The 24524-nt window shown below is 71.6% G+C and carries 20 protein-coding genes, 4 tRNA genes, 1 other RNA gene and 1 pseudogene; 15 read left to right on the top strand and 11 right to left on the bottom strand.

Annotation, left to right across the window (positions count from 1 at the left end; genetic code table 11):
• Positions 1-162, top strand: a pseudogene (locus AC07DS_RS40730) (DNA-directed RNA polymerase subunit alpha); the annotation flags it as partial.
• 151 nt (positions 163-313) lie between these two features.
• Here the strand turns inward: AC07DS_RS40730 and AC07DS_RS40735 are convergent.
• Positions 314-401 (bottom strand) — tRNA-Ser (locus tag AC07DS_RS40735).
• Between the two features lie 97 nt (positions 402-498).
• Between AC07DS_RS40735 and ffs the strand changes: the two genes are divergently transcribed.
• The 6 genes from ffs (at position 499) to AC07DS_RS40765 (ending at position 9153) form a co-directional block, all read left to right on the top strand.
• Positions 499-597: signal recognition particle sRNA small type (ffs, locus tag AC07DS_RS40740), an RNA gene on the top strand.
• A gap of 59 nt (positions 598-656) precedes the next feature.
• Positions 657-2972: a DNA polymerase III subunit gamma and tau gene (locus AC07DS_RS40745; RefSeq protein WP_479153810.1), complete on the top strand. Its 2316-nt coding sequence runs from the start codon at positions 657-659 to the stop codon at positions 2970-2972.
• Positions 2973-3060: 88 nt separating this feature from the next.
• The gene (gene purD / locus AC07DS_RS40750; RefSeq protein ID WP_479153811.1) at positions 3061-4347 is read left to right on the top strand and encodes a phosphoribosylamine--glycine ligase; all 1287 of its coding nucleotides are present in this window, start codon (positions 3061-3063) and stop codon (positions 4345-4347) included.
• Positions 4348-4623: 276 nt separating this feature from the next.
• Positions 4624-6432 carry a M48 family metalloprotease gene (locus AC07DS_RS40755; protein WP_479153812.1) on the top strand — a complete coding sequence of 603 codons (1809 nt, stop codon included), beginning with the start codon at positions 4624-4626 and terminating at the stop codon, positions 6430-6432.
• Positions 6433-6664: 232 nt separating this feature from the next.
• The gene (locus tag AC07DS_RS40760) at positions 6665-8161 is read left to right on the top strand and encodes a N,N-dimethylformamidase beta subunit family domain-containing protein (protein WP_479153813.1); all 1497 of its coding nucleotides are present in this window, start codon (positions 6665-6667) and stop codon (positions 8159-8161) included.
• Positions 8162-8253: 92 nt separating this feature from the next.
• Positions 8254-9153, top strand: coding sequence for a phosphoribosylaminoimidazolesuccinocarboxamide synthase (locus tag AC07DS_RS40765; protein ID WP_145885229.1), 900 nt, complete (start codon positions 8254-8256; stop codon positions 9151-9153).
• Between the two features lie 38 nt (positions 9154-9191).
• Here AC07DS_RS40765 and AC07DS_RS40770 read toward each other — a convergent pair.
• The 8 genes from AC07DS_RS40770 to AC07DS_RS40805 form a co-directional block, all read right to left on the bottom strand.
• Positions 9192-9267: transfer RNA gene (locus AC07DS_RS40770), tRNA-Gly, on the bottom strand.
• 23 nt (positions 9268-9290) lie between these two features.
• Positions 9291-9905: a response regulator transcription factor gene (locus AC07DS_RS40775; protein ID WP_145885228.1), complete on the bottom strand. Its 615-nt coding sequence runs from the start codon at positions 9903-9905 to the stop codon at positions 9291-9293.
• Positions 9902-11146 (bottom strand): sensor histidine kinase, encoded by a 1245-nt coding sequence (locus AC07DS_RS40780; protein ID WP_479153814.1) that lies wholly within the window; start codon positions 11144-11146, stop codon positions 9902-9904. Before AC07DS_RS40780 ends, AC07DS_RS40775 begins: the two co-directional genes overlap by 4 nt.
• A 14-nt stretch (positions 11147-11160) precedes the next feature.
• On the bottom strand, positions 11161-11940 hold the full coding sequence (locus AC07DS_RS40785; RefSeq protein ID WP_479153815.1) for an ABC transporter permease: 780 nt from the start codon (positions 11938-11940) through the stop codon (positions 11161-11163).
• Positions 11937-12875, bottom strand: a complete 939-nt coding sequence (locus AC07DS_RS40790; RefSeq protein WP_479153816.1) for an ABC transporter ATP-binding protein — start codon at positions 12873-12875, stop codon at positions 11937-11939. The genes AC07DS_RS40785 and AC07DS_RS40790 overlap by 4 nt, the downstream gene beginning before the upstream one ends.
• Positions 12876-13001: 126 nt before the next feature.
• Positions 13002-13074, bottom strand: a tRNA-Gly gene (locus AC07DS_RS40795).
• A gap of 82 nt (positions 13075-13156) precedes the next feature.
• Positions 13157-13228, bottom strand: a tRNA-Gly gene (locus AC07DS_RS40800).
• A gap of 155 nt (positions 13229-13383) precedes the next feature.
• Entirely contained in the window at positions 13384-13701 is a 318-nt protein-coding gene (locus tag AC07DS_RS40805; protein WP_403953011.1) for a histone-like nucleoid-structuring protein Lsr2, read from the bottom strand.
• A 311-nt stretch (positions 13702-14012) separates the two neighbouring features.
• On the opposite strand from AC07DS_RS40805, the gene purS reads away from it, so the two are divergent.
• Genes purS through purL form a run of 3 tightly spaced genes read left to right on the top strand, consistent with a single transcriptional unit; the run spans position 14013 to position 17226 of the window.
• Positions 14013-14276, top strand: coding sequence for a phosphoribosylformylglycinamidine synthase subunit PurS (gene purS / locus AC07DS_RS40810; protein ID WP_015659417.1), 264 nt, complete (start codon positions 14013-14015; stop codon positions 14274-14276).
• Entirely contained in the window at positions 14273-14953 is a 681-nt protein-coding gene (gene purQ / locus AC07DS_RS40815) for a phosphoribosylformylglycinamidine synthase subunit PurQ (protein WP_145885223.1), read from the top strand. Before purS ends, purQ begins: the two co-directional genes overlap by 4 nt.
• Entirely contained in the window at positions 14950-17226 is a 2277-nt protein-coding gene (gene purL / locus AC07DS_RS40820; protein ID WP_479153817.1) for a phosphoribosylformylglycinamidine synthase subunit PurL, read from the top strand. Before purQ ends, purL begins: the two co-directional genes overlap by 4 nt.
• A gap of 112 nt (positions 17227-17338) precedes the next feature.
• Here purL and AC07DS_RS40825 read toward each other — a convergent pair whose 3' ends face one another.
• Entirely contained in the window at positions 17339-18874 is a 1536-nt protein-coding gene (locus tag AC07DS_RS40825) for an MFS transporter (RefSeq protein ID WP_479153818.1), read from the bottom strand.
• Between the two features lie 96 nt (positions 18875-18970).
• Here AC07DS_RS40825 and AC07DS_RS40830 point away from each other — a divergent pair, with 96 nt between their 5' ends.
• The 5 genes from AC07DS_RS40830 (at position 18971) to purM (ending at position 23905) form a co-directional block, all read left to right on the top strand.
• Positions 18971-19609, top strand: coding sequence for a TetR/AcrR family transcriptional regulator (locus tag AC07DS_RS40830; RefSeq protein ID WP_479153819.1), 639 nt, complete (start codon positions 18971-18973; stop codon positions 19607-19609).
• Positions 19610-19693: 84 nt separating this feature from the next.
• Positions 19694-20491, top strand: a complete 798-nt coding sequence (locus tag AC07DS_RS40835; RefSeq protein WP_479153820.1) for a maleylpyruvate isomerase family mycothiol-dependent enzyme — start codon at positions 19694-19696, stop codon at positions 20489-20491.
• 110 nt (positions 20492-20601) lie between these two features.
• Positions 20602-21045 (top strand): META domain-containing protein, encoded by a 444-nt coding sequence (locus AC07DS_RS40840; protein WP_479153821.1) that lies wholly within the window; start codon positions 20602-20604, stop codon positions 21043-21045.
• A 201-nt stretch (positions 21046-21246) separates the two neighbouring features.
• Positions 21247-22776, top strand: coding sequence for an amidophosphoribosyltransferase (gene purF / locus AC07DS_RS40845; protein ID WP_479153822.1), 1530 nt, complete (start codon positions 21247-21249; stop codon positions 22774-22776).
• A 34-nt stretch (positions 22777-22810) separates the two neighbouring features.
• On the top strand, positions 22811-23905 hold the full coding sequence (purM, locus tag AC07DS_RS40850) for a phosphoribosylformylglycinamidine cyclo-ligase (RefSeq protein WP_479153823.1): 1095 nt from the start codon (positions 22811-22813) through the stop codon (positions 23903-23905).
• A gap of 82 nt (positions 23906-23987) precedes the next feature.
• Here purM and AC07DS_RS40855 read toward each other — a convergent pair whose 3' ends face one another.
• A complete protein-coding gene (locus tag AC07DS_RS40855; RefSeq protein WP_479153824.1) occupies positions 23988-24239 on the bottom strand; it encodes a DUF3073 domain-containing protein in 252 nt (83 codons plus the stop codon).
• Between the last annotated feature and the right edge of the window lie 285 nt (positions 24240-24524).

Here is a 24524-nt window from a genome sequence, read left to right on the forward strand (position 1 = left end):
ATCCGCAACTTCGGTGCGAAGTCCATCGACGAGGTCAAGGCGAAGCTGGCCGGCATGGGCCTGGCCCTCAAGGACAGCCCGCCCGGATTCGACCCGACCGCCGCCGCCTTCGACGCGGACGACAACGGGGGCACGGGCTTCATGGAGACCGAGCAGTACTGAGCGCCTGCCGGGCGGCCTTGCTCCGCAAGGCCGCCCGGCATCCGGAACACGTCCGACCGGGACGGAAACCGAGATGGAATCCGAGACGGACAAAGTCGAAGGGCCCCACTGCGAACAGTGGGGCCCTTCGACATCGTGCCCGGTGAGGCACTGGCGGAGGATACGAGATTCGAACTCGTGAGGGGTTGCCCCCAACACGCTTTCCAAGCGTGCGCCCTAGGCCTCTAGGCGAATCCTCCGGTGGGAACATTACATGACCGAGGGGAGTGCTCGCGAACTCGTTCCCGCAGGCTGTCATCGGGTGCAGCGCCCGGGCCGCGATCGGGTACTGTGGGGCCCAGCCCCTCACGCGGCGCTATCTGACTGAACTCCCCCAGGGCCGGAAGGCAGCAAGGGTAGGTCGGCTCTGGCGGGTGCGTGGGGGGCGCTTGCGTGTGCCGGGCGGAAGCCTTCGGCGGGGTGGGTTGTCGGTGGGCGCCTATAACCTCGTATGCGTGTCGTCTCTCGCGCTGTACCGCCGCTATCGCCCGGAGACCTTTGCCGAGGTCATCGGGCAGGAGCATGTCACCGACCCGCTGCAGCAGGCGCTGCGGAACAACCGGGTCAATCACGCGTACCTGTTCAGCGGGCCGCGTGGCTGTGGCAAGACGACCAGCGCGCGGATCCTGGCGCGCTGCCTGAACTGTGCGCAGGGTCCCACGCCCACCCCGTGCGGCGAGTGCCAGTCGTGCCAGGACCTGGCGAGGAACGGGCCGGGGTCCATCGACGTCATCGAGATCGACGCAGCGTCGCACGGTGGTGTGGACGACGCCCGTGAGCTGCGCGAGAAGGCCTTCTTCGGCCCCGCCTCCAGCCGGTACAAGATCTACATCATCGACGAGGCCCACATGGTCACGTCGGCCGGCTTCAACGCGCTGCTGAAGGTCGTCGAGGAGCCGCCGGAGCACCTCAAGTTCATCTTCGCCACCACCGAGCCCGAGAAGGTCATCGGGACGATCCGGTCGCGTACGCATCACTATCCGTTCCGGCTGGTGCCCCCGGGGACGCTGCGGGAGTACCTCGGCGAGGTGTGCCGGCGGGAGGACATCCCCGTCGAGGAGGGTGTGCTGCCGCTCGTCGTGCGGGCGGGCGCCGGCTCCGTGCGTGACTCCATGTCCGTCATGGACCAGCTCCTCGCCGGTGCGCGGGAAGAAGGTGTGACCTATGCCATGGCCACCTCCCTCCTCGGCTACACCGACGGCTCGCTCCTCGACTCCGTCGTCGAGGCCTTCACCACCGGTGACGGCGCCGCCGCCTTCGAGGTCGTGGACCGGATCATCGAGGGCGGCAACGACCCGCGTCGTTTCGTCGCCGACCTGCTGGAGCGGCTGCGGGACCTGGTGATCCTCGCGGCCGTGCCGGACGCGGTGGAGAAGGGGCTCATCGACGCCCCGGCCGACGTCCTGGAGCGCATGCAGGCCCAGGCGGGCACCTTCGGGTCGGCCGAGCTGAGCCGCGCCGCGGACCTCGTCAACGAGGGCCTCACCGAGATGCGCGGCGCCACCTCGCCCCGCCTCCAGCTCGAACTCATCTGCGCCCGCGTCCTGCTCCCCGCCGCCTACGGGGACGAGCGGTCCGTGATGGCCCGCCTCGACCGTCTGGAGCGCGGCGTCAACTTCGTGGGCGCGGGTGCCGCACCCGCCATGGGGTACGTCCCCGGACCCGAGGCCCACGCGGGCACCGCCCAGGGCGGTGCGCCCGTGCAGCCCGGCGGCGGACCCGCCGCCGCTCGTGCGGCCGTACGGGCCTCGGGTGCCCAGGGTGGCCCCGTCGGCCCGGGCGGCACCGGCGGCCCGGCCGGAGGGGCGCCCACGGCCCCTGCGCCCGCTCCTGCGCCCGCCCCGGCACCGGCACCGGCTCCGGCACCTGCGGCGCCCGCTCCGGCCGCCTCTGCTCCGGCCGCCGTCGCTCCGGTCGCCCCTGCCCCGGCACCCCCTGCTCCGGCAGCCTCTGCTCCGGAGGCGGCCCCGGCTCCTCCCGCCGCTGCCGCCCCCGGCGCGTGGCCCACGGCCGCCCAGGCCGGCGGCGGCCGGCGCCCCGGCGGCTGGCCCACGGCCGCTCCCGCGGGCGGCGCCCCGCAGAGCCCCGCGCCGCCCCAGCCCCAGTACCAGGCCCCCGCTGCCCCGGCGGCGCCCTCGGCCCCGGCTCCGGCCGCCGCCCCCGCCGGGGGCCTCGACCCCCGCATGCTCTGGCCGAACATCCTGGAGGCCGTCAAGAACCGCCGCCGCTTCACCTGGATCCTGCTCAGCCAGAACGCCCAGGTGGCCGGCTTCGACGGCACCACCCTGCAGCTCGGCTTCGTCAACGCCGGTGCCCGCGACAACTTCGCGAGCAGCGGCAGCGAGGACGTGCTGCGCCAGGCGCTGGCCGAGCAGTTCAACGTGCAGTGGAAGATCGAGGCGGTCGTCGACCCCTCGGGCGGCTCGGCGCACCCGCCGTCCGGCGGCTCCCCGGGCTTCGGCGGAGGCGGCGGCGCGGCCTACGGCGGCGCGCCCGCCGGCGGTGGCTACGGCGCCCCGGCCGCGACGCGCCCCGCGGCACCCCAGTCGGCGGCCCCCGCGCCCGCCGCGCCCCAGGGACCCGCACAGCCCCAGTACCAGGCACCCTCCGCGCCGCAGCCCGCCTCGGCCCCCGAGCCGCCCCCCGTCGCCCCCGAGGACGACATCCCCGAGGACGACGACCCCGACCTCAACGAGTCGGCCATGTCCGGCCACGAACTGATCGTGCGGGAGCTGGGGGCGACAGTGGTGGAGGAGTTCTCGAACGAGTAGGTGCATACACCGGCACCACCCCGTTCGTAGGAAGCCACAGCTTCCCCGCCCCCCGACCTTCGGCAACCTTGCCATTAGGCTGACCCCCGTGAAGGTCCTCGTCATCGGTACCGGCGCCCGCGAACACGCCCTGTGCCGCTCCCTGTCCCTCGACCCCGACGTCACCGCGCTCCACTGCGCTCCCGGCAACGCCGGCATCGCCGAGGTCGCCGAGCTGCACCAGGTCGACGCGCTCGACGGCAAGGCCGTGGCCGCGCTGGCCGGCCGGCTCGAAGCCGACCTCGTCGTCGTCGGTCCGGAGGCCCCGCTGGTCGCCGGTGTCGCCGACGCCGTGCGCGAGGCGGGCATCCCGGTGTTCGGCCCCTCCGGGGAGGCCGCGCAGCTCGAGGGGTCCAAGGCCTTCGCCAAGGACGTCATGGCGGAGGCCGGGGTGCCCACGGCCCGGTCGTACGTCTGCACCACGGCGGAGGAGGCCGCCGAGGCCCTCGACGCCTTCGGTGCCCCCTACGTGGTCAAGGACGACGGGCTGGCCGCCGGCAAGGGTGTCGTCGTCACGGACGACCTCCAGGCCGCCAAGGAGCACGCCGCAGGCTGCGAGCGGGTCGTCATCGAGGAGTTCCTCGACGGGCCCGAGGTGTCCCTGTTCGCCATCACGGACGGCCGTACCGTGGTGCCGCTCCAGCCCGCGCAGGACTTCAAGCGCGCCCTGGACGGCGACGAGGGGCCGAACACCGGCGGCATGGGCGCGTACTCGCCGCTGCCGTGGGCGGACCCGAAGCTGGTCGAAGAGGTGCTGGAGACGGTGCTGCAGCCGACGGTGGACGAGCTGCGCCGCCGTGGCACGCCCTTCTCGGGTCTGCTCTACGCCGGGCTTGCGATCACCTCGCGCGGCGTCCGGGTCATCGAGTTCAACGCCCGCTTCGGCGACCCCGAGACCCAGGTCGTGCTGGCCCGTCTGAAGACCCCGCTGGCCGGTGTCCTGCTGGCCGCCGCGAACGGCACCCTCGACGACCTGGCGCCCCTGCGCTGGAGCGAGGACGCGGCCGTCACGGTGGTCATCGCCTCGCACAACTACCCCGGCACCCCGCGCACCGGCGACCCCATCACCGGTCTGGACGAGGTGGCCGCCGAGGACGCCCCGCACGCCTACGTCCTGCACGCCGGGACGAAGCGGGACGGTGACGCCGTCGTCAGCGCGGGCGGCCGGGTGCTGTCCGTCACGGCGACCGGCGGGGATCTCGCCGAGGCCCGCGAGCGGGCGTACCGGGCGGTGGCCCGCGTCCGCCTGGACGGTTCGCAGCACCGCACGGACATCGCGGCGAAGGCTGCGGGCGCAAAGGAAGCCGAGTCGGCCGGGGAGTCGACGGAGGCGTAAAACCGCTGGTCAAGCGCATCCCGTACCCATTCAGGCCCCGGACGAAAATCCGGGGCCTGATCTTTGCTGTCTGTCATCCACCTCTGACCAAAGCCATTCCATCGAGTGAGCAATCGCCTATCCGGCTGACGGGGGCCGAGGCCCCAACTAGGGTGCGGCGCAAGCGTTCCGGCACTTGGCCCACCGGCATTGCGATGTCGGTGCCGGGTGCCACAGTGGGGGAGTGAGCAACGCCAGGACAGCGTGGGATCCGCAGGGAGGGGGTGGAGTCCGCTCGTGACCGGAATCGGTGTGGAGGTGGGTGCGCAGGCCGCGCGCTCGCGGGCCCTCGCCGTGCTGCGCATCCGCGGCCGGGCGCTGGCCGTGGCCGTGCTGCCGGCGGCCGCCGAGGTGATCCTGCTGACCGGCGGTTCCACCGGCCATTTCGTCGGCCCGGTCTGGTCCGCCGCCCGCTGGGTCGTGGGCGTGCTGGCCGTGGTCGTGCTGCTGGCCGCCGCCGGTATCGCCCTGGTCGTGGCCCGTGCCCGCCCCGCCGTGACCCCCACGGTCCCGATCCCGGAGGACTCCGCCCCGGACCTGTACCGGCTGGTGCGCGACCTCGCCGACCGGCTCGAAGTCCCCGCGCCCTCGGCGATAGCGCTCACCCCGGACTGCGACAGCTGGCTGGAGGACCGCACCCACCCGGCCCACGGCCCGCCCCCGCGGCCGGTGCACGACGAGCTGGCGGGCCCGGGCCAGGGCTCCGGTCCCGGCGCCCACCGCCGAGCCGTCACCGCCCCGGTCCTCGTCATCGGCTCCCCGTTCCTGTGGTGGATGCGCGTCGCCGAGCTGCGCGCGGTACTGGCCCCGGTCGTCGCCGGTACGGGCCCCTCCGCGCACCCGGACATAGCCGCGGCCCGTCGCTTCGTGCGCGGTCTGGACGCGGCGGTCGCCGTGGCCTCGACCCCCGGCCGCTGCCCGCTCACCCGGGTCGTGTGCGCGGCCGTGGGCTGGGTCGCCCGACTGCTGCTGCGCGGCTGCCGCGAGCACGCGGCCCTGATGGAGCGCGGGGTCGCGGCGGCCGCGGCCGAGCGCGCGCAGGCCGTGGACTACGGACTGCGGATCGTCGCCCAGGAGCAGGTCGGTCTCGCCTACGCGGGCTGGGACCGGCTGCTGACCCGGGTGGCGCTGCCCGCCTGGCGCATGGGCCGCTGGCCCGCCCGGCTGGACGCGGGCGTCGTGGCCGCGCTCACCGAGCTGTCGCGGCGCGACCGGCTGGCCGAGGGCTTCGCCTCCCGCCTCGGCGAGCGTCCCGCCTGCGATCTCCTGGAGGAGCCGGGCACGGTGGACGAGGCCGCCTCCCTGCTCGCGGCCCGCCTCTTCCACGGCGGCCCGGCCGAGTGCGGCCCGGACTGGGCCCCGGTGGACTGGCAGGCGTACCCGGAGGAGGTCGTCGACCGCACCTGGCGCGCCGACGCGGCCCGCCTGCACCGCGTCCTGGACTCCCTGGGCGTCCGCCCCACCGCCGACCCCACGGCTCCCGAGTCCGCCGGCCCCACCCTGGCCCGCGTCCTGGACCATCTGACCGAGCCCCCCGATCGGAACGCCCCGCGGGGCGCCGCCGCCGAGCACGCCCCACAGGGGCCGCTCGCACCCGGCGACGGCAAAGAAGCCGAGGCGGACCCGGCCGAGGACACCGACCCCGGTACGGAACGCAGCGCCGCCCTGGCCGCGGTCCTGACCGCCGCGCTGGCCCGCGAGGAGGCCGCCGTGCCGAGAGGCGCGACCGCCGCGGGCCAGGGCCCCGACAGCGCCCTGTGGGACGACGGCGCGCTCCCCCTGTTCCCGTTGCAGCCCCCGCGTACCGCTCGTGACCTGCTCGCCGATCACGTCACGGCGATGGTGTGCTGCGCCGCCGTCGACACGGCCGGGGCGGTCCCCGGTCTCGACTGGCTCGACGGCCCCTCCCTGCTGCTGGGCGGCGAGCGAGCCGGCGACCTCGCGCCCAAGGTGCTCAGCCTGATCGAGGAGGGAGATCCGGGCCCCCTGCGCGACTGGCTGGCCGCGTCCGGGATACGCCCGGAGAAGCCGGTGCGGCTCGTCTGAATCCGGACAGAGTCGAATGCCGTGGACTCCCCGGCGGCCTGGGCGTTGTAACGGAGAAGCGTCTTCCACTTCAGGTCAATTCGCAACGAATAGTGACCAGACCCATGCGTTATGTGATGTGCTGGGGATCGACCTCGCACATGGCAAGCGCATGCGACATACGACAGCATCACCGAGCACCACACCGCACCACCGTCAGAGCGACACGGGGGCATGAGGGAGGGGAGCGACCATGGCCTCGGACCACATCCGCCGCTGGGAGTCCGGAGCACTCGCGCACGCCGTCACGGACCCCTTCGGCCTGGGCCCGGTCCCCTGGCTGCGCGGCAGTGAGACCTACTTCGACGACACGGGACACGTCGTGCCCTGGTACGTCGACCCGAGCCCGCAGCAGCCGGCCGGGGAGCGGCCACGCGTCCCGGCGCCGCGCACGGCAGGCTCCGGCCCCCGCTCGGCCGACGACGTGCACCGGCAGATCAAGGGCTTCACCTCCTCCGGCGCGGTCACGCCCGGCGCGGCGATCGACTTCCACATCACGGTCGACCCGCCCCAGCAGTTCAGCGTGGACATCTACCGCATCGGCCACTACGGGGGCGACGGCGCCGCCAAGATCACCACGAGCCCCCGGCTCTCCGGCATCGTCCAGCCCGCGCCGCTGGCCGCCGACCGCACGGTCTCCTGTCACCACTGGTGGCTGTCCTGGCGCCTCCAGGTGCCCTCCCACTGGAGCATCGGCGCCTATGTGGCCGTCCTCACCACTGTCGACGGCTACCGCTCCCACGTGCCGTTCACGGTCCGCGACGACCACCCGGCCGACCTGCTCCTGCTGCTGCCCGACATCACGTGGCAGGCGTACAACCTCTACCCGGAGGACGGCCACACGGGTGCCAGCCTCTACCACGCCTGGGACGAGAAGGGCCGGCTGCTCGGCGAGGCGGACGCGGCCACCACGGTCTCCTTCGACCGTCCGTACGCGGGCGCGGGCCTGCCCCTGCACGTCGGCCACGCCTACGACTTCATCCGCTGGGCCGAGCGTTACGGCTACGACATCGCCTACGCCGACGCCCGCGACCTGCATGCCGGCCGCGTCGACCCCAGCCGGTACCGGGGCCTGGTCTTCCCGGGCCACGACGAGTACTGGTCGCTGCCGATGCGCCGCGCCGTGGAGGACGCCCGTGACCGAGGCACCTCGCTGGTCTTCCTCTCCGCCAACACCATGTACTGGCAGGTGGAGTTGGGCCCCTCCCCGTCCGGTGTGCCCGACCGGCTGCTGACCTGCCGCAAGCGCAAGGGCCCCGGAAGGCCGGTGCTGTGGCGCGAGATCGACCGGCCCGAGCAGCAGCTGGTCGGCATCCAGTACGCGGGCCGGGTCCCCGAGCCGTACCCGCTGATCGTCCGCAACGCGGGCCACTGGCTGTGGGAGGCGACCGGCGCGCACGAGGGCGACGAGATCGAGGGCCTGGTCGCCGGGGAGGCCGACCGCTACTTCCCGCGCACCCCGTTGCCCGAGCACGAGGAGCGCATCCTGCTCGCGCACTCGCCCTACACCGACAACGACGGCGTCCTGCGCCACCAGGAGACCTCCCTCTACCGCGCTCCCTCCGGCGCCTGGGTGTTCGCCTCCGGCACCTTCGCCTGGTCCCCGTCCCTGGACCGCCCGGGCCATGTGGACCCCCGTATCCAACGGGCCACGGCGAACCTGCTTGACCGCATCTGCAAGCGGGACTGACCCCCGGCGGACCGCCACCGCCCCCCTGGCCGAAACCGATCGTCCCCATAAGGGAGAATCGAGGCACTTGGACAGAACCACGGGGAGGAACCGTGTCCGGATTCGTAGAAAAGCCCGAGCCGATCCAGGTTCCGGGCCTGGTGCACCTGCACACCGGAAAGGTGCGCGAGCTGTACCAGAACGAGGCGGGCGACCTCGTGATGGTCGCCAGCGACCGTATGTCCGCGTACGACTGGGTGCTGCCCACGGAGATCCCGGACAAGGGCCGCGTCCTCACCCAGCTCTCCCTGTGGTGGTTCGACCAGCTGCGCGACCTGGCCCCCAACCACGTGCTGAGCACCGAGCTCCCGGAGGGCGCGCCCGCCGACTGGGCGGGCCGCACGCTGGTCTGCAAGTCCCTGAAGATGGTCCCGGTGGAGTGCGTGGCCCGCGGCTACCTCACCGGCTCGGGCCTGGTCGAGTACGACGAGTCCCGGACCGTCTGCGGCCTAGCCCTCCCCGAAGGCCTGGTCGACGGCTCGGAACTGCCCGGACCGATCTTCACACCGGCCACCAAGGCCGAGGTCGGCGAGCACGACGAGAACGTCTCCTACGAGGAGGTCGCCCGCCAGGTCGGCGCCGAGACCGCGGCCCAGCTGCGCCAGGCCACCCTCGCCGTGTACTCCCGCGCCCGGGACATCGCCCGCGACCGGGGGATCATCCTGGCGGACACCAAGTTCGAGTTCGGCTTCGAGGGCGACACGCTCGTCCTCGCCGACGAGGTCCTCACCCCGGACTCCTCCCGCTTCTGGCCGGCCGACCAGTGGCAGCCGGGCCGCGCGCAGCCGTCGTACGACAAGCAGTTCGTCCGTAACTGGCTGACCTCGGCCGAGTCCGGCTGGGACCGCAGGAGCGAGCAGCCCCCGCCGCCGCTGCCGCAGCACGTCGTGGACGCGACCCGGGCGAAGTACGTGGAGGCGTACGAGCGCCTGACGGGCATGAGCTGGGCGTAACGCGAAAGGCCCCCGGTGAGAACCGGGGGCCTTCGTTGTGGAGCGGACGACGAGGCTCGAACTCGCGACCTCAACCTTGGCAAGGTTGCGCTCTACCAACTGAGCTACGTCCGCAGTGCGCCGTGGCGCGAGGCCAACTATACCCAACCTCGGTCCCGTGCGAGACGCACTGCCGCATGACGGTTCTCCGCACCGAGCTTCGTGACGGCCGAGGAGAGATAGTTCCGCACGGTTCCCGGCGACAGCGCGGCCCGCTCGGCGATCTCCGCGACCGGCGCGCCGTCGGCCGCCAGCTCCAGCACCTCGGCCTCCCGCGCGGTCAGCGGGGAGTCCCCGGCGGAGATCGCGTCGGCGGCCAACTCCGGGTCGACGTAGCGGTTTCCCGCGTGCACGGTCCGGATGATCTCGGCGAGCCGCTGGGCGCTGACCGTCTTCGGGACGAACCCCCGCACACCGGCAGCGAGGGCCCGCTTCAGGTGCCCGGGCCGACCGTGACCGGTGACGATCAGCACCTGACAGCCGGGCAGTTCGGCGCGCAGGGATGTGGCGACCTTCACACCGTCGGCGCCCGGCATCTGCAGATCGAGCACGGCCACGTCGGGTTCGTGCGCGCGCGCCATCGCCAGCGCCTCCGGCCCGCTCGCCGCCTCCGCGACGACGATCAGGTCGTCCTCCAGGGAGAGCAGGGCGGTCAGCGCGCCCCGGATCAGATGCTCGTCGTCGGCGAGCAACAGCCGTACCGGGCTGCTCATGAGGTGACTCCGCTCACTTCCTGTTTCACCGGTACCTCGGCCACCAGCCGGAACCGGTCCCTGCCGACGAGCCCGGCCTCCAGCGTCCCGTCCACGGCGGCCAGCCGTTCCCGCAGCCCGGCGAGTCCCGAGCCGCCGTCGCCCGTCGGGTCTGCCGCCCCGTCGTTCTCCACCGTCAGCACCACACGTCCCTCCCGCACCCGCAGCCTCAGCGCACACCGCCCCGCGTCCCCGTGCCGCAGCACGTTGGTGGCTGCCTCGCGCACCACCCAGCCGAGCGCGGACTGCACCTCGGCGGGCAGCCCGCCGGCCTCGGCGCGGACCTCGCAGACGATCCCGGCAGCCGTCAGCACGCCCTGCGCACCGGCGAGTTCGACCAGGAGATCGGCCTCCCGGTAGCCGCGTACGACGTCCCGCACCTCCCGCTGCGACTCCTGGGCGATGCGCTGCACCTCGATCATCTGGTCCACGGCCTCCGGCCGCCCGCGCCGGGCGAGCTGGACGGCCAGCTCGCTCTTCAGGGAGATGACGGAGAGGTTCCGCCCCAGCACGTCGTGCAGATCGCGGCCGAACCGCAGCCGCTCCTCTGCGACGGCGAGCCGGGCCTCGACCTCCCGGGCGCGTTCCGCCTCCCACAGCACGGCGAGCGTCCAGGCGCCGCAGCGGCCCGCGAGCAGCGCGAAGACCGCCTGGAAGGCGGTGATCAGGGCGGTCGCCACCAGGCCGGGGGCGTCGCGGTCGGCGAGCCCGATGGCAGCCGTGAGCAGGACCGTGAACACGGCCGACCGGCGCAGGAACACGCCGACCGGGACCGTGAGTCCGTAGAGCAGCGCGAACGGCAGCAGCAGGCCGCCGATCGAGAACCGGATCGCCATCGGGGTGGCCGCGTCCAGCCCGGCGAGCGCCACGAGCAGCGCCAGGGCCAGCCCCAGCAGGACGGCCGGGGTGCGGTACGTGCCGGCCGGCAGCTCGGCGCGCCCGAGGTAGTGGTCGAGCGCGGTCCTGGTGAGCTTGTTCGACAGGACGCACTGCAGGATCCCGACGAGGGCGACGAGGGCGCCGAGGACGACCGCCACGGGCCGGTGGGCGAGACCGCCGCCGACCAGCGGCAGCAACAGCCAGCAGCCCATGATGAACCAGACCGTGCTGTACCAGGTGAGGAGGCTGTACAGCTCGACCCGCTCGGCCTTGCTGCGCTCTCCCCAGTGCCGCTGCTGCCACCGCCGTATCCGCCCGACCATGTGTGCCCCCGTGCTCAGCGCCGCGGCTCCCACCGGAACCACCGCCGTACAGCAAACACCGCCACGACGGTCCAGGCCAGGGTGGTCGCCACGGCGCCCAGCACCTCGTACGCGCTCAACTGGCCGGTCCAGCCCGCGCGGACCAGCCGGATCGCGGGGGACAGCGGAAGGAGTTCGCAGACGGAGGCGAGCCGGTCGGGCAGGACCTCGGCCGGGATCGCGATGCCGGAGCCGATCATCGAGAAGAACACCAGCGGCAGCGCGGTGACCTGACCGCTCTCCACGCTTCGGGTGACGGACGCGGTGAGCGCGGCCAGCGCGGCGCTCAGCACGAGCCCCGCCACGAGTCCCAGCAGGGTCAGGTACGGCGCCCTGGGCGCCCCGGTGTGCAGCAGCACCGCGCAGCCCGCGCACAGCAGCAGGCACTGGGCCAGGGCGAGGCCGACGGCCGGCAGCGCCGTGCCGGTGAGGATCTCGGCGTCGGAGAGTTCGCCGGTGCGCAGCCGTTTGAGGACGAGTTCCTCGCGGCGGGCGACGTAGGCGTTGACCAGGGAGGTGTAGACGGCGAAGAGGAAGGAGAAGCCGACCGCGGCCGTCATCATCACCGCGCCGACGGAGAGCCCTTCCTTTTTCAGGTCTATCTGCCCGAGGGCCGGCCGCACGCTGAACGGCAGGGCGAGCGGCATGACGAGCGCGGTGAGGACGACGCCGCGGTTGCGGCCGAGAAGGGCGAGTTCGGCGCGGGCCAGCGCCCGCAGCCGCCGGCCCGCCGGTGCCCAGGCGAGAGTGCTCATGCCATGACCTCCTGCTCCCGTGCGATCCCGAGGAACGCCTCCTCCAGCGAGGCCGAGCGCACATCGAGCCGGCGCAGCTCGACCCCGGCCCGCTCGGCCCAGGCCAGCACCCCGGCGGCGGTCCGCTGCAGCTCCCGGGTGCGCAGCCGTACGAGGCGGCCGTCGTTCTCGTGCCCGCAGACGCCGAGGTCGGCGAGGGGCGGCAGATCGCCGAGGAAGTAGCCGTCGGGCAGTTCGAAGGACATCCGGGAGGGCCGGCCCGCGGTGACCTCCGCCGGGGTTCCGGACACGGCGATGCGCCCCTCGTGCAGGATGGCGAGCCGGTCGGCGAGGCCTTCGGCCTCCTCCAGGTAGTGCGTGGTGAGCAGCACGGTCGTGCCCGCGGCCCGCAGGCCGCGCACCAACTCCCAGGTGTCCCGGCGGCCTTCGGCGTCGAGCCCGGCCGTCGGCTCGTCCAGGAACAGCACTTCGGGGTCGCCGAGCAGGGCGAGCGCCAGGTCCAGGCGCCGACGCTCGCCACCGGACAGCTGCTTGACCCGTACGTCGCCCTTCCGGGCCAGCCCGACCAGCTCCAGCACCTCCGTTTCGGGCCGGGCCCCGCTGGTGCAGCCCGCCCACATCCGGGCCGTCTCGGCGATGGTCAGGTCGGAGGGGAAGCCGCCCTCCTGGAGCATCACCCCGGTCCGCGGGCGTACGGCGGCCCGCTCCCGGTAGGGGTCGTGGCCGAGGACCCGGACCCGGCCGCCGGCCGGTGCCGCGAGGCCTTCCAGCAGTTCGACCGTCGACGTCTTGCCCGCGCCGTTGGTGCCCAGCAGGGCGAAGATCTCCCCGCGTGCCACGGAGAAGGTGATTCCGCGTACGGCCTCGAACCCGCCCCCGTAGACACGCCTGAGGTCGGTGACCTCGATCACGTGCTCGTGTTCGTTGGTGTTCATGTCTTCAGCGTCCCGGCGCGCGGGCCGCAAGAGCAGTGCGCGGTGTCATCACCCCGCATGACAAATGTCAGATGGCGGAGGGCACACGAAAAGACCCCGGTCCATTGGACCGGGGTCTCATTCCCGAGCGGACGACGAGGCTCGAACTCGCGACCTCAACCTTGGCAAGGTTGCGCTCTACCAACTGAGCTACGTCCGCACTGCCCCCGACCGGCTCCCACCGATCGGTGCGAGCACCAGCCTACCTGATCCACAGGAGTGGTCGTGTCGACCGGTGCCAGAGCGGGTGACAGGAATCGCACACTGCGCCTTCCCCCTGGAAGGGGGATGTTCTACTACTGAACTACACCCGCATGTCCGTGGGATCCGGCCTTTCGGCCTCGCCCCTCGACGTGTCCCAGACATTAGCTGATCAGCAGGGGGGTAGCGCAAGTCGGTTCCCGGCGCGGCCAAGTGCACGGTCCTCAGGGTCCGCTGACGAACCCTGAGGACCGCCCCTTCGCGGGCTTCACTGCGCGGCGCTGAACGCCTCGTAGACCTTCTTCGGGATGCGTCCGCGCGCCGGCACGTCCATCTTGTTCGCCTGGGCCCAGGCCCGGACGGCCGCCGGATCGGGAGCGACCTCCGTCTGCTTGTACGCCTTGCCGGAGCGCGAGCGTTTGCGGCCGGCGTCCACGTAGGGCGCGAGCGCCTTGCGCAGTTTCTTGGCGTTGGCTTCGTTCAGGTCGATCTCGTACGACTTGCCGTCGAGTCCGAAGGCGATCGTTTCCGCCGCTTCCGAGCCGTCGATGTCGTCAAAGAGAGTGACCACGACCTTTTGCGCCACGAATATCGGTCCCTTCGTGCGGCACGTCGATACAGCTCATCGGCGATGACGTGCCGAGTATCGGCTATTGCCAATTCATTTGTACAGTGCCCGGCAATGCAAAGTGAAGCCCGACTAAATCCGTCAGCGTGTCCCAGTGCAATAGGCGTCGTGGGCGGACCTGGGGAACTTTCCCAGAACTTTTCGCGAGGGTGCCTGCCTGTCACCCGATCGTGATGCGCCTCACGTAGTTTCCTACAACTCTACTCGCGTAGAAATTTTGTGCGGGTAGTCTGAAGGAACCTGCTCAGCACCACACACCGGGAGTGCCAGTGGCACGCGTCGTAGTCGACGTCATGCTCAAGCCGGAGATCCTCGACCCCCAGGGCCAGGCGGTCCAGCGTGCGCTGCCGCGCCTGGGTTTCGAAGGGATCTCGGACGTACGTCAGGGAAAGCGTTTCGAACTGGAAGTTGACGGGCCGGTTGACGAGGCCGCACTCGCCCGCATCCACGATCTTGCGGAATCCTTCCTCGCCAACACCGTGATCGAGGACTTCACCGTCAAGGTGGAGGAAGTCGCGGAGGCTGCGAAGTGACCGCTCGTATTGGCGTCGTCACTTTCCCGGGGAGTCTCGACGACCGGGACACCCAGCGCGCGATCCGCCTCGCGGGTGCCGAACCGGTTGCCCTCTGGCACAAGGACAAGGACCTCAAGCAGGTCGACGCCGTGGTGCTGCCCGGCGGTTTCTCCTACGGTGACTATCTGCGGGCCGGTGCCATCTCCCGGTTCTCGCCGGTGATGGAGTCCGTCATCGAGCAGGCGAAGGCCGGACTTCCGGTCCTCGGTATCTGCAACGGCTTCCAGGTCCTCACGGAGGCCCACCTTCTTCCGGGCGCGATGCTCGGCAACAACCATCTCCACTTCATCTGCCGCGACCAGAAGCTGCGGGTGGAGAACGCGGGGACGGCCTGGACCGGCGACTACCGCGCGGGCCAGGAGATCCACATCCCGCTGAAGAACATGGACGGCCGGTACGTCGCCGACGAGTACACGCTCGACAAGCTGGAGGCGGAGGGCCGGGTCGTCTTCCGGTACCTCGACTTCAACCCGAACGGCTCACTGCGGGACATCGCCGGCATCACCAACGAGGCCGGGAACGTCGTCGGTCTCATGCCGCACCCCGAGCACGCCGTCGAGCCGCTGATCGGTACGGGCCGTACCGACGGCCTCCCGTTCTTCACCTCGATCCTCAAGAAGCTGGTCAACGCATGAGCCGGACGCCTCTGGACACGGTCGAGCACGCGGCCGCGACCCCCGACGTCGAGCTGCCCTGGGCCGAACTCGGTCTGAAGAAGGACGAGTACGAGCGGGTCGTGGAGATCCTCGGCCGCCGGCCCACCGGTGCCGAGCTCGCCATGTACTCGGTCATGTGGTCCGAGCACTGCTCGTACAAGTCCTCCAAGGTCCACCTGCGCCAGTTCGGCGAGAAGGCCCCCGAGAACGACGCCCTGCTCGTCGGCATCGGCGAGAACGCGGGCGTGGTCGACGTCGGCCAGGGCTACGCGGTCACCTTCAAGGTCGAGTCGCACAACCACCCGTCCTACGTCGAGCCCTACCAGGGCGCGGCCACGGGTGTCGGCGGCATCGTGCGCGACATCATCGCGATGGGCGCGCGTCCGGTGGCCGTGGTCGACCCGCTGCGCTTCGGCGCGGCCGACCACCCCGACACCAAGCGCGTCCTGCCGGGCGTCGTCGCCGGCATCGGCGGCTACGGCAACTGCCTGGGTCTGCCCAACATCGGCGGCGAGGTCGTCTTCGACGCCTGCTACCAGGGCAACCCGCTGGTCAACGCCGGTGCCATCGGTGTGATGCGGCACGAGGACATCCACCTCGCCAAGGCCTCGGGCGCGGGCAACAAGGTCATCCTGTACGGGGCCCGGACCGGCGGCGACGGCATCGGCGGCGCCTCGATCCTGGCCTCCGAGACCTTCGACGACGCCAAGCCGTCGAAGCGCCCCGCGGTCCAGGTCGGCGACCCCTTCCAGGAGAAGCTCCTCATCGAGTGCACCCTGGAGGCCTTCCGGGAGAAGCTGGTCGTCGGCATCCAGGACCTCGGTGCGGCGGGCCTGTCCTGCGCCACGTCCGAGCTGGCCTCCAACGGCTCCGGCGGCATGCGCGTGACCCTGGACGACGTACCGCTGCGTGACTCGACTCTCTCGCCCGAGGAGATCCTCATGAGCGAGTCGCAGGAGCGCATGTGCGCGGTGGTCGAGCCGGAGAAGGTCGACCGCTTCCTGGAGATCTGCGCCAAGTGGGACGTCATCGCCACCGTCATCGGTGAGGTGACCGACGGCGATCGCCTCGAGATCTACTGGCACGGCGGCAAGATCGTCGACGTCGACCCGCGGACCGTGGCCCACGAGGGCCCGGTGTACGAGCGCCCGTACGCCCGCCCGTCCTGGCAGGACGAGCTGCAGGCGGACGACGCGAACAGGCTCGCGCGCCCGCAGACCGCCGAGGAGCTGAAGGACCAGGTCCTGAAGCTGGTCGGCTCGCCCAACCAGGCGTCCAAGAAGTGGATCACCTCGCAGTACGACCACTTCGTGCAGGGCAACACGGTGCTGGCCCAGCCCGAGGACTCGGGCATGATCCGCATCGACGAGGAGACCGGCCTCGGCGTCGCCATCGCGACGGACGGCAACGGCCGCTACGCCAAGCTCGACCCGTACACGGGTGCCCAGCTGGCGCTGGCGGAGGCCTACCGGAACGTGGCGACGACCGGTGCCAAGCCGCTCGCCGTCTCGGACTGCCTGAACTTCGGCTCGCCCGAGGACCCCGCGGTCATGTGGCAGTTCGCCGAGGCCGTGCGCGGTCTCGCCGACGCCTGCCAGCAGCTGGGCACCCCGGTGACCGGCGGCAACGTCTCCCTCTACAACCAGACGGGCGAGGTGGCCATCCACCCGACCCCGGTGGTGGCCGTGCTGGGCGTCATCGACGACGTCGCCCGCCGCACGCCGGTCGCCTTCCAGGAGGAGGGCCAGCTCATCTACCTCCTCGGCGACACCCGGGAGGAGTTCGGCGGCTCGGCCTGGTCCCAGGTGGTCCACGACCACCTCGGCGGCCTGCCCCCGCGGGTCGACCTGGAGCGCGAGCGCCTGCTGGCCGAGATCCTGATCTCCGCCTCCCGCGACGGCATGATCGACTCCGCGCACGACCTGTCCGACGGCGGTCTGGTCCAGGCGGTCGTGGAGTCGGCGCTGCTCGGCGGCAAGGGCGCGCGTCTGGTCGTACCGGACGGGCTCGACGCCTTCACCTTCCTGTTCTCCGAGTCGGCCGGGCGTGCGATCGTCGCGGTGCCGCGCTCGGAGGAGGTCCGCTTCAACGACATGTGCGGTGCCCGGGGTCTCCCGGTCGCCCGCATCGGTGTCGTGGACGGCACGGCGGCCGACGCGGATGCGGTGGTCGAGATCCAGGGTGAGTTCGCGCTGACCCTGGCCGAGCTGCGCGAGGCGCACGAGGGCACGATCGAGGCGCTGCTCGCCTAGGCGGTGGCACGAAGCGAGGGGCCCGTCCGGATCTATCCGGGCGGGCCCCTCGCCGTCCGCGGCGCGCCGCACGGTCACCGCGGGAAGCCGGCGCCGGGCGTCCGCTGCCGGCTCACGAGGCCCGAGTGCCGTGTCGGACGTCCGTGGGGCCGGAGGCGACCCGGTCCTCCACACGGAGCCCGCCGGCCGTTCCGGCCTCCGCCGGCGTGACCGGGGCCGGCGCCGGGCGGGACCGCGGCAGGCGCAGCGCCAGCACCAGGCACAGGGCCATCACCGCGGCCCCGCACAGGAACACCGAGTCCATCGCGGAGACGTACGCGGCCACTCCCCGGGCGTGTGCGGCGCCCCGCAGGGCAACGAGCGAGCCGATGTCGCCGGGACCGTCGTACAGGCGGTTGAGGAGGGTGCCGAAGAGGGCGGCGCCGAGGGCCGTGCCGAGGGTCTGGAAGAAGCGGATCGCGGTGGTGGCCACGCCGAGCTGGTGGCGGGGCGCCGCGTCCTGCACCAGCTGGACCAGCTGGCCGAGCAGCTGGCCGAAGCCGATGCCGACGAGCAGCAGGGCGGCACGCAGCTGCCACAGGGAGGTGTTCGTGCCGGTGGTGGCGAGGAGCAGGAAGGCGCCCGTGGTGACCACGGACCCGCTGATCACGAAGGTCCGCTGGGACCAGCCACGCTCGGTGAGCCGGCCGGTGACGGTGCCGACCGCCATGATCCCGGCCGCCATCGGGATGAGGAACAGCCCGGCGGAGGAGCTGGCGACGCCACGGGCGACCTGGAGGTAGACCAGGACGTAGTACATCGCGCCGGTCATCGCGATGCCCATCAGTCCCTGGATCGCGAAGCCCAGGCGCAGCTCGGGGACGCGGAACAGCGAGGGCGGCAGGATCGGTTCGGCGGCGGTGGACTGGCGGTGCAGGAAGAGGGCGAGCGCGGCCGCCGAGGCCAGGCCCAGGGTGAGGATCTGCGGCGAGGCCCAGGCGTACTGCTTGCCGCCCCACTCGGTGACCAGCAGCAGCGTGGTGGAGAACGCGGCGGCGAGGGCCGCGCCGGGGAAGTCGATGGCGCGGCTGTGCGTGTCGCGCGGGAGCCTGAGGACCACGGCCGCGGTGGCCAGGGCCGCGATGCCGAGCGGCAGGTTGATGTAGAAGGCCCAGCGCCAGCTCGCGTGGTCGGCGAGGAAGCCGCCGAGCCAGGGGCCGACGGCCATGCCGCCGCCGGCGACGATCCCGCCGGTGCCCGCGCCCTTTTTCTTCTTGTCCCCGGGCCCCTGCAGCTGCGCGATCACCACCATCGTGACGCTCATCAGCCCGCCCGCCCCGATGCCCTGCACGGCCCGGGACGCGATCAGCCAGCCGATCGAGGGGGCCGCGCCGCACAGCGCCGAGCCGGTCAGGAAGGCGCCCAGGGCGCCGAGGAAGACCCACTTGGCGCCGAGCACGTCGCACAGCCGGCCGTACAGGGGCAGCACCGCGGCCGACGCCAGCGAGAAGGCGCTGACCAGCCACGGGATCTTGTCGACGCCGTGCTCCGGATCGAGGTCCCGGACGATCGGCACGGTCGCCGCGGACACGATCTGCATGTCGAGGACGGCGAGAACGATCGTGACGAGACAGACGAGGAAGCCGATCTTGCGCTGGGTTTCGGTCATGGGCATCACCATGCCGTGTGTTCATGGACCGAGTCAATATTTAAGCTCGGCTCAAGCTTCATCTCGGCATAAATTTCATCGCGGTAAGGTGTCCGTATGGCTGAGGCGATGGGGCTGCGCGAGCGCAAGAAGCTGCAGACGGCGATGCGGATCTACCAGGTCGCGATCGGCCTGTTCGTCGAGCGGGGCTTCGACAACGTCTCCGTGCAGGAGATCGCCGACGCCGCCGAGGTCTCCAAGATGACCGTCTTCAACTACTTCGGCACCAAGGAGGACCTGGTCTTCCGGCCGATGGAGGAGCACTTCGGCGACGCGGCCCGGGCCGTGCGCGAGCGGCAGCCGGGCGAGTCCGCCGTGGCCGCCGTGCGCCGGCAGTTCCTGGAGATGGTGGAGAGCCGCGACCCCTCCATCGGGCTGAACCCCGAGCCGTTCGCCCGCCAGGTGCGCCATCTCGTGCGGGAGACCCCGGTGCTGATGGAGCGCGCCTTCCTCGCCGCGCAGAAGGGCACCCGGGAGCTGGCCGCCCTGCTGGCCGCCGAGACCGGCGACCGGGTGCAGGCCATGATCGCGGCCGCCACCCTCAGCGCCGCCCGCAACGCCCTGATCGAGGAGCACCACTTCCGGATCGCCGAGGGCGAGAGCACCGATCTGGTCGCCGCCGACGCTGCCGAGCGCGCTCGCGCCGCCTTCGCCCTGGTCGAGAACGGTCTGAGGGACTACGCGGTGAAGCAGTAGGCGGCCCTGGCGCAGCAGCGGGGCCCGCGCGGCCGGGGCGAAATCCGGCTGAAGCCGCGCCCTCGGCAGGCATAGGGTCACCGCATGCCACCGGCCAAGAAGCGCGCCCGCAGCTACGACCCCGCCAAGACCCGCGCCGCGGTCTTCGCCCAGCTCGGCAACGTACGGGAGGCCGTACGCGGTCTCACGCCCGAGCAGCTCGCCCGGCCCACCCGGCTCGGCGACTGGACCGTACGGGAGCTGGTCGCGCACATCGGCATGGCCGTCACGGCCGTGCACCGGTCCCTGGACCTGCCGGCCCCGCCGAAGCAGGACGTCCAGGTGGTCGAGTGGCCCTTCGCCACCGCCGCGAGCTCCGCCGCGATCGCCGACTTCACCCGCAACCTCGCAGCCGAGCACCCCGACCTCGACACCTACCTCGCCGACGTCGAGCAGAGCCTGCGCGCCCTGCTCGACGCACACCCCGGCAGCCGGCTCCTGCAGACCAACGCGGGCGCGCTGCCCCTGGACGACTACCTGGTCACCAGGGCCGTCGAGCTGGTCGTGCACACCGACGACCTCAACGCCGCCGTCCCCGGCCTCCAGGTGCCGTACGACCGCCAGGCCCTGGCCGCCGCCACCCGGCTCCTCGCCGACGCCCTCGCCGTGAAGGCGCCCGGCGGCTCCACCGAGGTGCGCGTGCCGCCGTACGCCGTCGTGCAGTGCGTCGAGGGGCCCCGGCACACCCGCGGCACCCCGCCCAACGTCGTGGAGACCGACCCGCTGACCTGGATCCGGCTCGCCACCGGCCGCGTGGCCTGGACGGGTGCCGTCGAGGAGGCCCGGGTCAGCGCGAGCGGGGAGCGTGCGGACATCGGGGACCTGCTGCCGCTCATGTCGTGACGGAACCGGCGGCCCGGACGGGCCGTCGAATCCGTATGAACCGGTACGAGCAACTGAACCGGCACAGGCAACCGAACCGGCACGACCGGCCGAACCGGCACAAGCAGCGCATGACCCTGACGGCGGCCGCCGTGCTCGTCCCGCTCACGCTGGCCTGCGGCAGCAGCCAGGGCGGGCAGGCAGGGGGCGGCCCGCCCGACGCACGGCAGCCCGTGACCGGCGTCGACTGGCGGGTGGACAGTCTCACCGCCGACGGCACCACCCGGCAGGCGCCCGCCACGGCCCACATCCGGATCGGCGCGGACGGACTGGCGGCCGGCAACCTCGGCTGCAACCAGTTCAGCGCCCGGGCCACCGTGCGCGGCGACCGGATCACGATCGGGGACGTCCGCGCCACCAGGATGGCCTGCGCCCCGGAGCGGATGGACTTCGAGCGCGCCTTCGCCCGCACCCTCACCACCGGCACGCTCACCGCCCGGACCGACGACGGGAAGCTGACGCTCACGGACGGCGACGGTGATGTCGTGCACCTCGGCCGCGGCGCACCAGAATGATGTGCGACACCTCACTCATGCATGCGGTGAATGGGTCCGGGGCTGCCGTCCACAGGGCCTCCGACGGTCGCCCCGGCCGCCTCGGAGCCTTGCTGACCTGCGGAAACGAAGAAACCGCCAAGGTGATCGACAAGCCCTGACCCATTGCCGCCGTGCATCCCCAATTCGGACCAGTGGTCGACCTCGCCTACACTCGGTGCCGTGCCACGTGGTGACGGTCGACTCAATCACGATCTGCTTCCCGGCGAAAAAGGCCCCCAGGACGCTTGCGGCGTCTTCGGTGTCTGGGCTCCGGGTGAAGAGGTCGCAAAGCTCACGTACTTCGGGCTCTACGCCCTCCAGCACCGGGGTCAGGAATCCGCGGGAATCGCGGTCAGCAATGGCTCCCAGATCCTCGTCTTCAAGGACATGGGCCTCGTGTCCCAGGTCTTCGACGAGACCTCTCTCGGTTCGCTCCAGGGTCATATCGCGGTCGGACACGCCCGCTACTCGACCACCGGTGCCTCCGTGTGGGAGAACGCCCAGCCGACGTTCCGTGCCACCGCGCACGGCTCGATCGCGCTCGGCCACAACGGCAACCTGGTCAACACGGCGCAGCTCGCCGAGATGGTCGCCGAGCTCCCGAACGACAACAACAGCCGTTCCACCCGGGTCGCGGCCACCAACGACACCGACCTGCTGACGGCCCTGCTGGCCGCCCAGGTCGACGAGGACGGCAAGCCGCTGACCATCGAGGAGGCCGCCCACACGGTCCTCCCGAAGGTGCGGGGCGCCTTCTCCCTCGTCTTCATGGACGAGCACACCCTCTACGCCGCCCGTGACCCGCAGGGCATCCGCCCGCTGGTCCTCGGCCGGCTGGAGCGCGGCTGGGTCGTCGCCTCCGAGTCCGCCGCCCTCGACATCTGCGGTGCGAGCTTCGTCCGCGAGATCGAGCCGGGCGAGTTCGTCGCCATCGACGAGAACGGTCTGCGCACCTCCCGCTTCGCGGAAGCGAAGCCCAAGGGCTGTGTCTTCGAGTACGTGTACCTGGCCCGCCCGGACACCGACATCGCGGGCCGGAACGTGTACCTCTCCCGGGTCGAGATGGGCCGCCGCCTGGCCAAGGAGGCCCCGGTCGAGGCCGACCTGGTCATAGCGACCCCGGAGTCCGGCACCCCGGCCGCCATCGGCTACGCGGAGGCCTCCGGCATCCCCTTCGGCGCCGGTCTGGTCAAGAACGCCTACGTGGGCCGCACCTTCATCCAGCCCTCGCAGACCATCCGCCAGCTGGGCATCCGCCTGAAGCTGAACCCGCTGAAGGAAGTCATCAAGGGCAAGCGCCTGGTCGTCGTCGACGACTCGATCGTGCGCGGCAACACCCAGCGGGCCCTGGTCCGCATGCTGCGCGAGGCGGGCGCCGCCGAGGTCCACATCCGGATCTCCTCGCCGCCCGTGAAGTGGCCCTGCTTCTTCGGCATCGACTTCGCCACCCGCGCCGAGCTGATCGCCAACGGTATGACCATCGAGGAGATCGGCACCTCGCTCGGCGCCGACTCCCTGGCGTACATCTCCATCGACGGCATGATCGACGCGACCGCGATCGCCAAGCCGAACCTGTGCCGCGCCTGCTTCGACGGCGAGTACCCGATGGAGCTGCCGGACCCGGAGCTGCTCGGCAAGCAGCTGCTGGAGACCGAGCTGGCCGCAGGTCCGGCCGCCACGGCCGCGGCCGACGCGATCCGTCGCCCGTAAGCCCCCGTAGGACGACACGAAAGTTCTCAAGGTCATGTCAGCTGAGTTTGATCAGCGTGCCCCGCACGCGGGCAGTGGTGCCAGCTACGCGAGCGCGGGCGTCGACATCGAGGCGGGCGACCGCGCCGTAGAGCTGATGAAGGAGTGGGTGAAGAAGACCCAGCGCCCCGAGGTCCTGGGTGGCCTCGGCGGCTTCGCCGGGCTCTTCGACGCCTCCGCCCTCAAGCGCTACGAGCGCCCGCTGCTCGCCTCCGCCACGGACGGCGTCGGGACGAAGGTCGACGTCGCGCGCCGGATGGGTGTCTACGACACCATCGGCCACGACCTGGTCGCCATGGTCATGGACGACATCGTGGTGTGCGGTGCCGAGCCGCTGTTCATGACCGACTACATCTGCGTCGGCAAGGTCCACCCCGAGCGGGTCGCCGCGATCGTCAAGGGCATCGCGGAGGGCTGTGTGCTGGCCGGCTGCGCCCTGGTGGGCGGCGAGACGGCCGAGCACCCGGGTCTGCTGGGCGAGGACGACTTCGACGTCGCCGGCGCCGGTACGGGTGTCGTGGAGGCCGACCGGCTGCTGGGCGCGGATCGTATCCGGACGGGTGACACCGTGATCGCCATGGCGTCCTCCGGTCTTCACTCGAACGGGTACTCCCTGGTCCGTCACGTGCTGCTGGACCGCGCGGGCCTGGCCCTGGAGTCGGAGGTCGCGGAGCTGGGCCGCACGCTCGGCGAGGAGCTGCTGGAGCCCACCAAGATCTACTCGCTGGACTGCCTGGCGCTGACCCGCACCACCGAGGTGCACGCGTTCAGCCACATCACCGGCGGTGGGCTCGCGGCCAACCTGGCCCGGGTCATCCCGGACGGGCTGCACGCCACCGTCGACCGGTCCACCTGGACCCCGGGCGCGATCTTCGACCTGGTCGGCAGGACCGGGAACGTCGAGCGCCTGGAGCTGGAGAAGACCCTGAACATGGGCGTCGGCATGATCGCGATCGTGCCGGAGGAGTCCACGGACGTGGCCCTCGCGACCCTGGCCGACCGCGGGGTCGACGCATGGGTCGCGGGCGAGATCACCGACCGGGGCGACAAGGAGACCGGCGCGGAGCTGGTCGGGACGTATTCAATCTAAAAGCGCCGCCGTCTGAACCTGCGGGTAGCACAGAACCCGGTCGGTGGCAGTGCCACCGACCGGGTGAGTGCTCAGTGCAAGGTCAAGCGCCGCGACGGTGTTGTGAGGGACCTTCGTCCTCGTCCTCGTCGTCGTCCTCATAGAGGTCGGCGTACCGAGAGTAAAGATCGTCCTCGTCATGCTCATCATCCTCGAACGGCTCGCCGTTCGGCGGCTGGTTCGAAGTCGATGCGCCCAGTTCATTGGCCAGACGTGACAGGTCAGTCCCACCGCTGTTGTACTTCAGCTGGCGGGCGACCTTTGTCTGCTTGGCCTTGGCCCGGCCGCGCCCCATGGCTCGACCCCCTCGGTGACGGGGCTTGACGGCCCCAGAGTCTGACACGCGTTCATGATCCGGAACGGACCCTCCGCAGAGAGGCCGGTCCGTAGGGCTTCCACGGTACCTGAGCCCGCGCCCATACGGTACGTCGCCCGCAGCACGCGCGTGTGCACAGGACCCTCGAGGTGCCCTGTCCTCGCTGGTCAGTGGCGATTTTAACCACTTATCGGGGTACGACCCGCCGGTGGAAGTGAGAGTTCTCTCGAAGTTCCCGCCGGCGGGTACCGCTCATGCGTGCGA

The organism is Streptomyces sp. NPDC044064, assembly GCF_056434245.1.